Annotated in this window: 13 protein-coding genes; 3 read left to right on the top strand and 10 right to left on the bottom strand. The window is 44.1% G+C overall.

Annotated features, from left to right (window positions below):
• Positions 1-272 precede the first annotated feature (272 nt).
• Entirely contained in the window at positions 273-845 is a 573-nt protein-coding gene (locus ACM1ND_RS04765) for a shikimate kinase (protein WP_023987143.1), read from the top strand.
• A gap of 103 nt (positions 846-948) precedes the next feature.
• Here the strand turns inward: ACM1ND_RS04765 and aroD are convergent, their stop codons facing one another.
• From aroD to ACM1ND_RS04750, 3 genes are all read right to left on the bottom strand, one after another.
• On the bottom strand, positions 949-1,713 hold the full coding sequence (gene aroD, locus ACM1ND_RS04760; RefSeq protein ID WP_023987142.1) for a type I 3-dehydroquinate dehydratase: 765 nt from the start codon (positions 1,711-1,713) through the stop codon (positions 949-951).
• Positions 1,714-1,816: 103 nt separating this feature from the next.
• Positions 1,817-3,079 (bottom strand): MFS transporter, encoded by a 1,263-nt coding sequence (locus ACM1ND_RS04755; protein ID WP_080751598.1) that lies wholly within the window; start codon positions 3,077-3,079, stop codon positions 1,817-1,819.
• A 130-nt stretch (positions 3,080-3,209) separates the two neighbouring features.
• On the bottom strand, positions 3,210-4,121 hold the full coding sequence (locus ACM1ND_RS04750) for a LysR family transcriptional regulator (RefSeq protein ID WP_023987140.1): 912 nt from the start codon (positions 4,119-4,121) through the stop codon (positions 3,210-3,212).
• A 216-nt stretch (positions 4,122-4,337) separates the two neighbouring features.
• Here ACM1ND_RS04750 and ACM1ND_RS04745 point away from each other — a divergent pair, with 216 nt between their 5' ends.
• Both ACM1ND_RS04745 and ACM1ND_RS04740 read left to right on the top strand, forming a co-directional pair.
• The gene (locus tag ACM1ND_RS04745; RefSeq protein WP_076160067.1) at positions 4,338-5,528 is read left to right on the top strand and encodes an MFS transporter; all 1,191 of its coding nucleotides are present in this window, start codon (positions 4,338-4,340) and stop codon (positions 5,526-5,528) included.
• Positions 5,529-5,557: 29 nt separating this feature from the next.
• The gene (locus ACM1ND_RS04740) at positions 5,558-6,448 is read left to right on the top strand and encodes a shikimate dehydrogenase (RefSeq protein WP_023987138.1); all 891 of its coding nucleotides are present in this window, start codon (positions 5,558-5,560) and stop codon (positions 6,446-6,448) included.
• A 116-nt stretch (positions 6,449-6,564) separates the two neighbouring features.
• Here the strand turns inward: ACM1ND_RS04740 and ACM1ND_RS04735 are convergent, their stop codons facing one another.
• From ACM1ND_RS04735 to ACM1ND_RS04705, 7 genes are all read right to left on the bottom strand, one after another.
• Positions 6,565-7,791 carry an RtcB family protein gene (locus ACM1ND_RS04735; protein WP_023987137.1) on the bottom strand — a complete coding sequence of 409 codons (1,227 nt, stop codon included), beginning with the start codon at positions 7,789-7,791 and terminating at the stop codon, positions 6,565-6,567.
• A gap of 211 nt (positions 7,792-8,002) precedes the next feature.
• Entirely contained in the window at positions 8,003-9,436 is a 1,434-nt protein-coding gene (locus ACM1ND_RS04730) for a purple acid phosphatase family protein (RefSeq protein WP_076295782.1), read from the bottom strand.
• 255 nt (positions 9,437-9,691) lie between these two features.
• The gene (locus tag ACM1ND_RS04725) at positions 9,692-10,900 is read right to left on the bottom strand and encodes a M20 family metallopeptidase (protein ID WP_023987135.1); all 1,209 of its coding nucleotides are present in this window, start codon (positions 10,898-10,900) and stop codon (positions 9,692-9,694) included.
• Positions 10,901-10,964: 64 nt separating this feature from the next.
• Entirely contained in the window at positions 10,965-11,852 is an 888-nt protein-coding gene (locus tag ACM1ND_RS04720; RefSeq protein ID WP_023987134.1) for a MetQ/NlpA family ABC transporter substrate-binding protein, read from the bottom strand.
• 43 nt (positions 11,853-11,895) lie between these two features.
• Entirely contained in the window at positions 11,896-12,558 is a 663-nt protein-coding gene (locus ACM1ND_RS04715) for a methionine ABC transporter permease (RefSeq protein WP_023987133.1), read from the bottom strand.
• On the bottom strand, positions 12,548-13,573 hold the full coding sequence (locus ACM1ND_RS04710; RefSeq protein WP_310169076.1) for a methionine ABC transporter ATP-binding protein: 1,026 nt from the start codon (positions 13,571-13,573) through the stop codon (positions 12,548-12,550). The genes ACM1ND_RS04715 and ACM1ND_RS04710 overlap by 11 nt, the downstream gene beginning before the upstream one ends.
• Before the next feature lie 324 nt (positions 13,574-13,897).
• A complete protein-coding gene (locus tag ACM1ND_RS04705; protein WP_418027113.1) occupies positions 13,898-14,899 on the bottom strand; it encodes a Gfo/Idh/MocA family protein in 1,002 nt (333 codons plus the stop codon).
• Positions 14,900-14,950: the final 51 nt, after the last annotated feature.

Here is a 14,950-nt window from a genome sequence, read left to right as displayed (position 1 = left end):
AATATGTCCTTTTTTTCAATTAAGTACACAATATTGCCTCTTTTATACTTGTACAAGTTTATTTTTTGACAATTTACGCATCAAATTACTGAGTATCTAGTCTCTAATGCGTGCTCTATGTCACTACAATGGTAATCAGAACCTTATTTCGTTCTATACCTCATTTTTGATGTAGTCTATACTATTGAATGACACGTTTGATGAACGTATAATGTATTTAGTGCTTTGAAGCGTCACATCTCAACATTACTGGTGAGAAAAGAGTGGTTATCGTGCAAAACAATAGTGAGATTCCATTAAAAGAACAAAATATTGTGCTCATCGGCTTTATGGGTGTAGGCAAAACAACGATCGGTTCCCATCTAGCGCGCAAGCTGTATCGCGATTTCGTGGATATTGACCAGGAGATTGAACGAGAATACAACATGCCAACAACAGAGATTTTCAAAACTTATGGAGAGAAGCGTTTCCGTGAGATTGAAAAAGAGCATATTTTGAAGCTATGCAGCAACACACGCCTCAAAATCATTTCCGTTGGCGGTGGTGCATTTTTACAGGAAGAGGTGAAGCAAGCTTGTTTGGCTTCATCGATTGTTTTCTTCTTGGATTTAAATTGGGATTCCTGGAAAGATCGGCTCAAGATGCTGATTGACACCCGTCCCAATCTACAAAACAAGACTTTAGGGGAAATTGAGGATCTCTTCCGTTCCAGACAGGACATTTACGCGGTGAATCACTCCAAGATCGATACGGATCAGTTGGATGCGGAAGAAGTCGCAGACTATATTATTCAAACGCTGAATCTAGGTTGGGAGTTGTATGAACCTACTCGGGGATTGAATTAAGAGTTACACAAAAAGGAGGGCTCGCATGCTTACCGCATGGGGGCCTTCCTTTTTGGTTCACTGCGGATATATTACTGACTAGCGAGTAATGCCTATCCATCTTTTAAGAATGGTTATGCAGCACCGTCAATATCTCTCTCAGTTCAGTGACAGGAATCTGCCCCGGTGCGGAAGCTTTCTTAGCAGCACCAAAGGTCAGAGCCGAACCAAACAGTTCTCCGGTCAGGCGGCTCACGACACCTTTCCCCGCCATCGACATCGTAATAATCGGCCGATCTGCATGCTCTTCTGCCATGGTACGCGTGGCATCCAGCAAAGTGAGCACATCGGCTGTATTGGTTGGCATCACTGCTATCTTAGGCAGATCGCCTCCCAATTCCTGCGCCTTACGTAACCGGGACACAATCTCCTCCTTCGACGGCGTCTTATGAAAATCATGATTAGATATAATCACATATACGTTATGCTTATGTGCTGCTTCTACCAGCGTCTTCACATCAGCTTCCTCATTAAAAAGCTCTACATCAATAAGTTCGACTTGCCCCGTTTCGGCTACTGTACGGTTCAATTCCACATAACTCGCTGCACTGATTTCCTTTTCTCCGCCTTCCCGAGCGCTACGGAACGTAAATACGAGCGGAACATTTGCTAAAATAGACCGAATTTCATGTAAGGCAGCTTTAACCTTTTCCAGATCCTCCACATGCTCGAAAAAATCGACTCTCCACTCCACGATATCCAGGTCGAGCGTACGTAAATAAGTGGCCTCTTCCTTCAACTGCTCCAACGTTTCTCCCACCATGGGCACACAAATTTTTGGCGCTCCTTCACCGATCAGAACATCTTTCACCTTTACGATTTTAGCCATCTCTATCTCACTCCCAAATTACAGTTTCAAGTCGAACATGTACAATAATTCATAGTATAACGCATTCTGAATAAGCATGCAGATGATTAGGTCCAGTCGTCATTTATTTGGTATCAAGTACGATTTTAGGGGACAATTTGCGACTTGCTGGAAAAACTAAACTGTACCGAAAATTAACAAACACCGCCAGTACGATCCCTAGCACATTCACAATAATAGCTAGCATAAAAACACTCGATATCTGAGAATGTTTCAAAAGAAAGCCTGTAAACACGGGAATGACCGTGTATGACAGCGAGGTTGCTGTATACACAAACCCGGTAATCTGTCCTTTTCGTTGACTAAAAAATTCACTCATTACGGTTAATGTCAGCTGAAGTACACCTGATATTGAAAACCCAATGACGCTCGCACAAATAATGGCCGCAGCCCCTGACTTGAATAAGAGAAGCGCTCCAAAAGCCAAGAGAGAAATACATGGATAAATAAGAATAATGTGAACAGGTTTAACCCATTTTCTTAACACAATTACTAATACAAACACGGAAATCAGTGAACCGACATTGTAATAAACTAATAATCTGAGAGACTCTGATTGGGTCATACCGATAAACTGTTGTCCAAAAGTAGGCAGCCATAACTGCACAATATAAAGCAAAGTCGGTCCGGTAAATCCGAGCAAGATAAGGCATACCCCTTCCTGCCAAAACCGCGGCTTACTCCGATCATTTGCCTCCAATTTTCCCGCTTGCTCAACGCTCGATACAGAAGTATCACCAACTGGCTCCTTGGGTGACTGAACCCGCATGTCTGGGAACTTCATCTTGAACAGGTAAATTGCATTCAAAGCAAATATGAAGGCTGGTAAAAAGAAAGAGAATCCGTAGAAAATGTCGTGATTCATAAAAAAGATAATCATTAACGGTAAAAATGCCGCCCCGATGGATATAAAGCCTCTCACCAACACTGTAGCCGAACCAGAGGATTGGGGGAAAGCTTCGATCAGCGCTGGATAAGTACCTGAATCAAGAAAAGAATTCGCTACGCCTGCCAGCACTGCCAGTACGATCGCCATCTCAAAGCTGGGACTCAGCGGTATACCGACCAAGAATACAGCCATTAGTAGCCCTGCTACCACAATAAACGGCTTACGACCATAACGGTCGGAGAGCACCCCGGATATGTACAGGGTAAACAACCTGCCAAATCCCATCGCAGAAACCAAGAGACTGATGCCCGCCTGATCTGTATGCAAATGCTCTGTTAAAAAGGACATGTGGGACGCCAGCATAATATTAAACATGCCGAACAAAAGATAGTTTACATAAAGGCCTGTCGCCACTGGAAAAGAAGAACGTTTCATCATGAATTCACCTGCTTTTGTAAGTAAGTCTTGTAGTATTAAAAATGTGAATCATTTCACATTACCTGTGTCGATGATGAAGTATAGAACACATTTTAAGATTTATCAAGTTTAAATATTGCGGGACCCCAACCTAGACGCGCTGATGCGTTTTCAGATAAAACTCCTTGCCGTAGCTTAGTGCAAAGTTCCGAAAGTCCACTACTGCCGGGGATAAATATCTATTTTTGATGCTGGCCAGGTAGATAAAACGCTCGTATTCTGGATTTACAATAGGCAATGTTTTGACGTTAAAATAATCTAACGATGAAATTCGAGGCATAACCCCAATTCCGTAATTGACAGACACCAGCCCTGCCATTGCTGTATCCTCTTCAATCTCGCAAATAATCTGTGGCGTGACGCCCGCTTTGACAAACAAATTCTCAATAATGGGCCGAACCCCACTCTTTTTGTTGAAGAAGATCACCGGATAATCCGCTGTATCCTTGAGATCAATTTGGTCTAGAGTCGCCAGTGGATGATCAGGCGAAACAATGACAACCAGTTCCTGCTGAGCCAACGGAATAAACTCCACATCCGGTTCATTTTCCATGTGAGAGCAGAACGCCACATCATAATGTTCCTGCTTCAGCCCCTTGATAATATCGTTCGTATTCCCTTGGTGAAACGAAAAGGAGATATCTTTACGGGCATCTAGAGCTGAAAAGGCCTGAATGATCGCTGGAATGAAGTGTGAGCCTAACGTGTAAATGAACGCCAAATCTATATTTCCATGGCTTGGACTCACTAGCTCCCGTAAATTGTGTTCTCCCTTTTCTAATTCATCCATCGCGTGCTCCACATACTTCAGGAAAAATCGTCCGTATTTGTTTAACCGAATATTTCTCCCCTGCTTCTCGAACAGATGAACTCCCAAATCTTTTTCTAATTCTGAAATCGCATGACTTAAACTGGGCTGAGTAATACATAGTCGCATAGCTGCCTGGGTAAAATGCTCCATCTCAGCAAGTACACGAAAATATTGTAAGTGCTTCAGGTTCATAATTATGTAATCTCCTTCTTTAATTCATATTTTAAATTATAGACCCAAACTATGAAAAACGATAGAAATATGCATTGGATTTATAATAACACTCCTTATATAATAATGACATAGAAAGAATGTGAATAATTTCACTTATCTGTAGGCGTAATGCAATACCGCTGGACGATGCCTACCTAGGCCATTGATCTAAAATTTAAGTTGGGAGTTACACTTATGAAAAATCCTTATATCAGAATGGCAGCAGGGCTTTACATCAACTATTTTCTTCTGGGTATGATCAATGTTATTCTCTCGTCGAATATGAGCTTCCTGACCGTCCAATTGAACACGGATAAAGCAGCCATCGGCTATCTGGTGTCCGCGATTGGGATCGGTAAGCTGCTCGCTCTCGGGGTAGCCGGAAAAATGTCAGACAAATACGGAAGAAAACCACTCATTGTTATTGCATCATTTGCTTATTTAATCTTTCTGATTGGCATTCCGCTTGCACCTAACTATTCGCTGGCATTCGTGTTTGCCATTATCGCAGGGCTTTGCAACTCTATGATGGATTCAGGAACGTATCCTGCATTAATTGAAGGCTTTGGAAAAAAAGCTGGATCTGCAACTGTACTGGTCAAAGCATCCATCTCTATCGGTGCTATTGTGATTCCGTTCATGATTGCATTCTTTATTAATCACGATATGTTCTATGGATATTCCTTCTTTATTCCAGCAGGGATTTATCTGCTGAACGGTATCTTCTTATCGATGACAGCTTTCCCCAACCACAAAGCTGAGGAACAAAAGGCTCCAACCGAGGCTGCTCAATCCACAGATACTTTCCGCAGCGAGCCTAAGTTTTGGCAAGAAGGTTTATCTCTGATTATTATCGGTTTTACTTCTACTGTATTGTTCATGATCGTGCAGCTATGGCTTCCTACCTTTGGACAAGAGGCCCTGGGCATGGACAAAGCCAGTGCCATTAAACTGCTGAGCTACTATAGTATAGGTTCATTGGTTTCCGTTATTTTGTTAGCAGTGGTACTTGGTAAATTCATTAAACCGATTACTGTCATGATTGTATATCCGCTTATTGCCCTACTTTCTTTGTTGGCTTTAATTACATGGCACAATCCTGTCGCTACTTTGATCAGTTCATTCTTGATCGGCTTGTCTACCGCAGGCATATTCCAAATTGCCCTCACGGTTATGACGGAATTTTTCCGCAAGAACAAAGGCACTACGACTTCTCTCGTGAACATAGCAGCCAGTCTTTCGTTCATCCTGATGCCTTTGGCTACCGGGGGCATGTCCAAAAGTTTGGGAATTACCTCGGTATTCATTCTGGATATTGCGATTGCTGTAGTCAGTATTTTGCTGGCCGTGTTTGTTGCTTATCGATATAAAAAAGTATTTCATTAAACTACACAGATTACTTGGAGGCTTATATCATGAAAAATGCTGGACGTATTGACGGAAGAACACAACTAATCGGACTGCTTGCTACACCAATCGGACACTCTTTGTCCCCGGCTATGCATAATCTTGCGTTTGAAAAGCTGGGCCTGAATAATGCGTATATGGCCTTTGAAGTAGGAAATGAACAACTTGAAGAAGTGGTACGGGGGATGCGCGCTCTGAACATACGCGGTTATAACGTGTCTATGCCTAATAAAACAGCTATTCTACAGTATCTTGACGAGCTGGACGACAGCGCTAAATTTACAGGTGCCGTCAACACCGTCGTGAACACAGATGGTAAACTGAAAGGCTACAGTACAGATGGATCTGGTTATGTTCGTAACTTGCGTGAACACGGCATTGACCTGAAAGGCAAGAAAATGACACTTGTGGGCTCTGGCGGCGCAGCTACACCGATTGCTATTGAAGCGGCTCAAGCAGGTCTGGCTGAAATTTCAATCTTTGCCCGTAACGATCAGTTCTTTGCTCGTGCAGAAGAGAATGTCCGTATTATTAATGAAGATATGAAACACACCCAAGTTAAGGCGAATATCTATCCATTGGAAAATCAAGAACAGCTACGTGAAGAGATCCGCACAAGTCACATTCTCGCTAACGGTACAGGTGTTGGTATGAAACCACTGGAAGGCAAAAGTGTGATTGAAGATGTGTCCATGCTTCGTTCCGACCTGATCGTAACCGATGTAGTGTACAGCCCAGCTAAATCCAAGTTGATGGAACAAGCCGAATCCGTAGGTGCAACTGCCATTAACGGTCTGGGCATGATGCTGTGGCAGGGCGCACTTGCCTTCGAACTGTGGACAGGCCAAGAAATGCCAGTCGCTTATATTAAAGAACAGCTTTTTGCTGACAAGCTGTAAACATAAAGCTACTAACAAACGCATCAAGCAATGAATTCCTTCTATTATATACTCATTTATGTACTCAAAAGACTATGCTCGGCGAATGAACACTTCTGCCTGGCATAGTCTTTTTATTAATCCTTATAAGGGTCAAATTCATTAGCCCCAGCCATGCATACCCCAATGGGCTTCAGTTCATGCATAACTTCCACGGTCTCGGAATGAGCGTCCAGTACCTCGCGCAGTTTACGGTAGACGAACGGGCTTTCATCTGTACCGGCTCCGCGCAGCTCGACACTATAGTTCAGAACGGCCTCCTTCATCTGTACGTCCGTGATTTGTCCACCACTCCGTGTGCGGGTTTTCCAATTCATTTTACCAGCTGCCTGGGTACGACTCATAATACGACCTGCCCCATGAACTGTACTATAGTAGGAATCCCGATTTTCTACCGAATCTTTTCCGCGTACAATCACCGAAATATCGCCCATGCTTCCTCCAATAAAGCCCATCTGGCCAGGTGCCGAGGGAGTAGCGCCTTTACGGACCACAATGGTGTCACGCCCATCATGCTGTTCTTTCCATGCGTAATTATGGTGGTTATGCACAGTAAAGTCCGCTTCGGTCCCCATAATACCAAGCACTTGTTCTATCACATAGTCACGTCCCGCATACGCATAGCGTCCGGCAAGGCGCATCGCACGGTAGTACATATCCCCCAACTCACTGTTCATATCCAGCAGCACAGGCGGCTGATCCATATGCTCTCCCGGCGCCTTTCCGAGAAACTCTCGTCCAGCGGCCAAATTTAGAAACCCACTTGCTGTTTTGTGTCCAAAGCCCCGGCTGCCGAAATGATTGGCAATCCAGACCTGTCCTGTCGCTTCCTCGACGAATACATCAACAAAATGATTACCACTCCCTACTGTACCCAGCTGTTCTCTCGCCAAGGACTTCAGTTTGTCATGTTCTTGTTTCCCAATCGCCGCATATACTGCCCAATCCGGGTCATCGAACAGCTCATGGTCTATCTGAATTGCATTCACACGACCTACGCCAAACGAAATATGACATGCAACCTCATCCATCACGGCTGAAATACGCGGCATAATATCTGCTGCAAACAGCTTGGTTCTTACCGCCTTATTTCCGCAACCGATATCATACCCGACACCTGAAGGCGAAATTTGTCCGTCATACACCATCACACCGCCAATCGGCTGACTGTAGCCTTTATGATGATCTGCCATCAGCAGCGCTTGAATTACATTACCGTTTTCGGCACATGTACGAGCTTGAGATAATGCCCCTGGATCAGGTGATCCCCATACTCGTACTCCATTGATTTCTTGATAAGCCATCGTCGTTTCATCCTCCTGTAAGTCACTCCATGTTTAAACTTGTAAAGTCGTTAATTGCATTATGTACGTTTTACCAGCTTCCGAACAGGGCGTAAGTATTACAAGTACAATAGTAGATATCCCCTAAGAAAATGAAAAAGGATACCCATGCAGCCAACCAGACTGTAGGATATCCTTTTATGATCATTTAGAAACTATTAAATCAATTATACTAATCTTTTTTGATGATTCCGAATTGATCCACAATAAAAGGTTTGGCATCATTTTTGTTTTGATCAATTTCATACGTTACGGCTGTAAGTTTATTTCCGTCTACAGTAATGCCAACAAAATTCTGTACCTGTCCACGTGTTGGTCTACGATTGTCACTCGGATCTGGGCCATATACTGCCGCATGATTCTCTTCAGCTAATTCAAAGAGATTATAGTACTTATCTCCAAGTTTTTCACTTGGGTTTTTGTAGTAGACTTTGGGGCCAGCGGTTGCTGGGATGACATAGATACTTCCATCTGGATTCACACTATATTCAATCGTCTTATCATTTAATGTATCTTTTAATTTTGTTGGCGTTGTTGCTTTACCCTCTTGGTTGATTGGTTTCGTACGAGCGTAAATATGATCGTGCCCTTGCACAACAAAGTCGATATCAAGTTCGGCCATTAGTGGAGCGATTTGGTTACGAACTCCATTCTTATCCATGATGTCAGAATCTGTTGCATGATTAGAGGTAGTGTAAGGACCTTTATGAATGTTAACAATGATCCACTTTGCACCTGCCCTTTTGGCTGCCGCCGCATCTTTCTTTAACCATTCGACTTGAGCTTCAGAAAAATTGGCATATTTCTCTGAGTCCTCATTGGAGTTCAGTACGATAAAGTGAGCATTGCTGTAATCATAAGAGTAGTACGCTCCTGTTTTAGTAGCGGAACCAGAAGGTTCGTTAATATTAAAGTGATCATAAAAAGCGTAGTTCTCATCCTCGTGATTACCTGCTGAAGGAACAATGGTTGTATTCAAAAGGCTTTTTTGTGAATGCCCCAGCAGCCAGTTCCACTGCTCTTCTTTGGTACCCGTATCTACGATATCTCCGTTGTGGACTACAAACTGAGCATTACCTACAGTTTGAAGTGCTTTTTCGAGCGTCTGTGAAGACAATATGGCTTCATCTTCGCTTTTTGCTTGTGTATCAGCTAGATCAATGAAGGTAAATTCACCGCTCTTAGGAGCCGTTTGAAACGTACCTGTTTCGCTCCATATCCCGCGCGCTGCATCACCCACACGATAATAATAAGCTGTGTCCGCTTGAAGACCTGTAGCTACAGCTTTATGGACAAGCTCTTCTGCAGAATTGGTCGATGGAGAGGAAGTGCCTTCAAATGTAAGAGCACTCGTATAATCAGCTTCAGAAGCCGTTTTCTTGATTACTTGAACAGTGCTGTTCGTGAAAAGTTTTGAAGTATACCAAGTAAATCCTTTGGAGACTTTTGTGTCTCCATAAAATGTAGCTGTAACTTTACTAATCCCTTGATCTGTGTTCCCTGGTGACTCAGCATGGACAGGTAAGGCTGACATGCCAGTAATCAAACCTAGTGCAAGAGCAACAGACATAGATGTTGCTGACCACTTTTGAAACTTCTTAAACATGTGTACACTCCTCTTTGCAGTTAATATGTAAAAGTTATAACTATAATCATAACAATCAAATGTTAATACGTTGTTTTTGGAAATATAGTACTTTGTAAAAATGAGGTTATGAGTAACCTAGCGATTGAGGAGCAATGATAGCAGCTTATAAGAAAATGAAAAAGGATATCCATGCAGCCAAACAGACTGTAGGATATCCTCTTCAACTATAACACTCATATTAGACGGCTCTGCTATGCCATGTGTGGACTTGGCTTACTGTGCCGCTGAATGCGTACGCTTAAAATCTTCCTTCACCGCAACCAGTAGTGTTTCATTCACCAGTAGCTCCAAGCCTGACAAGGCTAACGCCTTGGCTCCAATCACTAAGGCTTCCTCACCCTTCTCAGAGCCAGCCGCTTCCCTGAATTCCACCGTATGAGCGATGAGATCATCCGGACCGATCTTAATGTAAGCATGTGCAGTCGGGATAACATGGCTTACATTTCCCGCATCCGTCGAACCCAGTCCGGCACGAGGGCCACGATCCAACTGTTCTCCCAGCGCTTCCAGTTCACGACCTACTACCTCATCCAGGGTATCGTTCAGAATGAAATCACGCACTTCATTTTGAAAACGTTCGATTTTCACAGTGGCTCCTGTTGCCAAAGCAGCAGCATCTGCGATATGGCGAACTTTCGTGGAAACCTCCTCTGTGCGCTGCCAAGTACTTGCCCGAATGAAAAAGCGTGCCGACGCATAGTCCGGAATGATATTGGGCGCGTCTCCTCCATGCGTAATGATGCCATGAATACGCACATCGGTCGGCAGTTGCTGACGCAAAGCATTGATACCGCTGAACAACTGCAGCACCGCATCGAGCGCATTGATTCCCTGCTCTGGTGATCCTGCGGCGTGAGCCGCTTTGCCGTAAAAATGAAAATCTAGCGGATCAACTGCCAGACTTGGTGAGGTCAGCCGGGTCACACCGGATGGATGAACCATCAGTGCAGCATCAATCCCTTCGAACAGCCCGTGCTTCACGAAGCTGCCTTTTGCACTGCCATTAGGACCGCCTTCTTCCGCTGGTGTACCGAACACATACACCTCACCTCCCGTTTCGTCGATCACCTGCGCCAAGGCGATGGCTGCTGCCGTGCTTGCGGTTCCGATAATATTGTGGCCACAAGCATGGCCCAGACCGGGCAATGCATCATATTCAGCCAAGTATCCGATTTTCGGACCTGGTCTAGCAGAAGCCTTACGCGCAACAAATCCGGTTTCGTGTCCCGCTACATTACGAGTTACCTCAAACCCCGCTTGCTCCAAAATGCCCGTCAGTGCCTGGGAAGCCTGAAATTCTTGATTGCCGATTTCGGGATTAGCATGAATAAACCGGCTCGTTTCCGTGTAAAGCTGACGAGACTCCTCAATTTCCTTAATAATCCGCTGTCTATGTGTATCGACCGTATTCGTTGTACTCATCGCAATCTCTCCTCGTTTCGAAAATAGATTAGTATGCTTCCAACCCTACTTCTGTTCAACATTCTTATTTCTTTTGCGCTTTAACATCTGCTACCAGCTTATCCAATGTGGCCTGTAGCTCTTCGGCAGACTGGTCTACCACGACGTTAGCTCCTTTAGAATCCTGTTTTACCGCCTCGGCTACATCAGCATCATGGTACAAATCCACGATCGTTTTGTAAGTCGCATTATCCTTATCCTCCGCCCGGGCAGCAAACACGTTCACATATGGCTTCGCTTCTTCGCTGCTTGCATCATCCTTGTAGATGGCTCCATCCAGCTTGAGCCCGGCATCTGTAGCAACACCGCTGTTCACAGCTGAGGCGGCTACATCAGACAAGACGCGCGGCGTCTGCTGGGCGACAACTGGGACAATCTCCAGCTTTTTAGGATTCCCTTCGATTTCATCCGTGGTCGGATACAGGCCCGCATCCTGCTTCAATTTAATCAGCCCTGCAGACTGGAGAAGTTTTAAAGCCCGTCCCTGATTGGACGGATCATCCGGTATAGCAATTTTGGAGCCGTCAGGAATATCCGATACGTTTTTGAATTTTTCAGAGTACAGTGCCATTGGAGCGATAATCGTTGCACCAATAGGGACGATATTCACATCATTTTCTACATTAAACTGACTGAGAAAGGCCAAATGTTGAAAGGAATTCAAATCTACCTCTTTATTGGCGAGCGCCTTATTGGGTAATGTATAATCCGAGAAACTGATCAGCTCAATTTCAATATTTTTGGCCTCTGCTTTCTTCTTGAGCACATCCCAATACGTGTCCTCAGATCCTGAAACCCCGATTTTAACATGTACTTTTTCATTTGCATTTGAGCCCGAACCGTTAGCTGAGCAAGCAGATAGAACCGCTACACTAAGAATAGCCAATAAACCCAAGCGAAATATTTTTTTCATTTTCATTTCCCCTTTAATCGTTATGTATAATACTCTGTTCCCATTAGCGCCGTAGAAATTTACGAGACAAGTAATTCCCCGCATATTGGGCGACCTGTACAAAAAGGATCAGCAAAACAATCGTGACAATCATGACCGAAGTATCGAATCGTTGATAACCATAGGTCATTGCCAGGTTCCCAAGGCCTCCTCCGCCCACCGTACCAGCCATGGCAGAGAAATCAATCAAGGCCACGGTAATAAACGTCAACCCTAGAATCAAAGGTCCCAGCGCTTCCCGAATCAACACACCCGTGATGATCTGAAATGGAGTCGCTCCCAGTGCCTTGGCAGCTTCTATCATGCCCGGATCTATGGAGACCAGATTATTTTCCACAATTCTCGCTACAGCAAAGGCCGCTACAATAGTCATTGGGAAAATAGCCGCCGAGGTTCCAATCGTGGTTCCCATGATTAAACGCGTAAACGGGCTAATCGCCACTAAAAAAATGATAAACGGAATCGGGCGAATGATATTAATCAGCAAATTCAGAAACATAAACACAAATTTGTTTTCAAACAAGCTCCCTTTACGTGTCACATACAGTACTAAACCAATCATAAGCCCCAGAATACTGGCAAAAATCAGCGTAACAACAACCATCAAAAGCGTTTCCCCTGTAGCCTCCACTACCTTGAGCCAAAATGTATCCCAATTAACTCTCATGATCGACGACCTCCCTGACTTCCACCGTCGTTCGTAGTTCCTCCACGACCTTGTTAACTTCATCGTCTGCACCGATTAACTCGACAATTAAGCTTCCGAACAGCGCTCCCTGTAGCTCATTAATACTTCCATATACAATGTTGTAATCCAGATTATGCTTCCGTGTCGCTCTAGAAAGCACCGGTTCACTGGTCGCCCCACCCCGAAAAACAAGTCTGTACAATCGGCCAGCGTGATGCTCCCGAATCTTGCTCAGCAGTTTGGGTGAAAGCTGATCATTCAGTACAGAGCGAATAAAATTTTTCGTCGTCTTCGTCTGTGGATTGGCAAATACATCGAACACACTGCCCTGCTCAATCACCCTACCATTCTCCATCACCGCCACACGATCACAAATACTGCGAATCACATTCATTTCATGGGTAATGAGCAAGATCGTAATCTGGTACTCTTCATTTACTTTTTTCAGCAGCCTCAATATATCTTCTGTCGTTTCCGGGTCGAGGGCCGAGGTCGCTTCATCACAGATGAGAATATCGGGCGAATTCGCCAGTGCTCTGGCAATGCCGACCCGTTGCTTTTGACCGCCAGATAACTGCTCCGGATAGGAATCCGCTTTATCCTCCAATCCAACAAATTGCAGCAGTTCCTTAACACGAGCATCTATCTGTGCCTTGGGCAGTTTAGCCAGTTTTAGAGGATAAGCCAGATTCCCATATACAGTACGAGAGTTAAACAAATTAAAGGTTTGGAATACCATCCCGATCCGTCTTCTTAAATTTCTTAGTTCCTTAGGACGTATCTGAGTAACATCCTGATCATTAACGACAATTCGTCCCTCTGAGGGGCGTTCCAGTAGATTGACAAGCCGCAGCAGCGTACTTTTACCTGCACCGCTAAAGCCAATCACGCCGAAAATTTCTCCTTTTTTAACCGATAACGAAACCTTTTCGAGTGCATTTACCTTACGATTGGGTAAGGTAAATATTTTGCTAACTTGTTCAAACTTTATCAAACTGCTTCCTCCTTACGTCTACAATGTATGTATTCCTCCATCCTATTTTAGTAATCCGGTGGATTTAATCGGATTTATACCCTAAAAAAATTCCCTAATCTTCGTTTGAACGAAGGTGGGATTATTTAACTGTATATTGCATTGTTAACACCTTAAGACAAGAAGGAGAATCTGTCAATAAAAAATGAATATAGCCTTCTGACTCCTGTCATTACAATTGCTTACACTTTTAGGGCTACAAAGCCAAATAAGGCTAACCGTATATTTGCAAAGTTTGCAAAATCGGCAGCCCTTTGTGCATTTTAATCTTGATCATTCCACTGACTAATGTGTAGAAGTATTTTTCAAATCTGCTTCATAACGAAGGCCGAATTGTTGTCTTGCCTCCTCCATCACTTCAGCGACTGTAAGTGAACACTCCAAGGAGTTAATGGAACTGTTGCGTTCACCACTCTTGATCAAATCAATAAATTCCTGAATTTCATAATACATGGGCTCACGCGTCTGAGCTTTGGTCAGATCTTCAATCGTGCCGTCCCGATAATGAATTTTCACCTCATAGGGCTGACTGATTTTGTCGATCACCATCGTTCCATTCTCACCCTGAATTTCAGCAGGCAGATAGGAATCTGTAATTTTGGAATACATGACCGTAGCATCCATATCAGGATACTTCATCACGATACTGCCCTCGCCATCGACACCAGAGGATAAAAGTACACCAACCGCCCGAACCTCCTCAGGTTTGCCGAACAAAGTCACCATAGGATACAAACAATACACTCCAAGGTCCATCAAGGAACCATTGGAAAAGGCCGGATTAAACGCATTCAATACCTTACCTTGCTTAAAAGCATCAAAGCGTGAGGAGTATTGACAGTAGCTTGCAAAATAACGCCGAACCCGGCCTATTTTATACATATGATCCTTTATTATTTTAAAGTTAGGCATAAGTGTGGATTTAACGGCCTCCATCAGCAGAACATCGTTGTTGCGCGCGGCTTCGATCATGCTCTTCACCTCTGCTGTATTAGACGCAAAAGGTTTCTCACACAACACGTGCTTTCCGTGATTCATACATAAGATCGCCTGCTCCGCATGTAAGGAATTGGGGCTGGCAATATATACGGCATCGACCTGATCACTTGCGGTCATTTGCGCCAGGTCTGTAAAAACCTCCGGCTGGCTGTTATATTTGTCAGCAAAAGCTTTGCCCTTATCCTCTGTGCGTGAGTACACCGCCGTCAGGGAAAATTCGTCCGTCTCCATCGCAGCTTGAATAAACCTCTCTGTTATCCAGTTGGTTCCAACAATACCAAAACGCATCACAGTATCCCATCCTTCCCGTGAGTCATTACAATTCATATGTACCTATTC

It is taken from the genome of Paenibacillus sp. JJ1722 (genome assembly GCF_048282685.1).
Classification (GTDB): Bacteria; Bacillota; Bacilli; order Paenibacillales; family Paenibacillaceae; genus Paenibacillus; species Paenibacillus polymyxa_B.
This window is presented reverse-complemented; position numbering and strand designations above follow the sequence as displayed.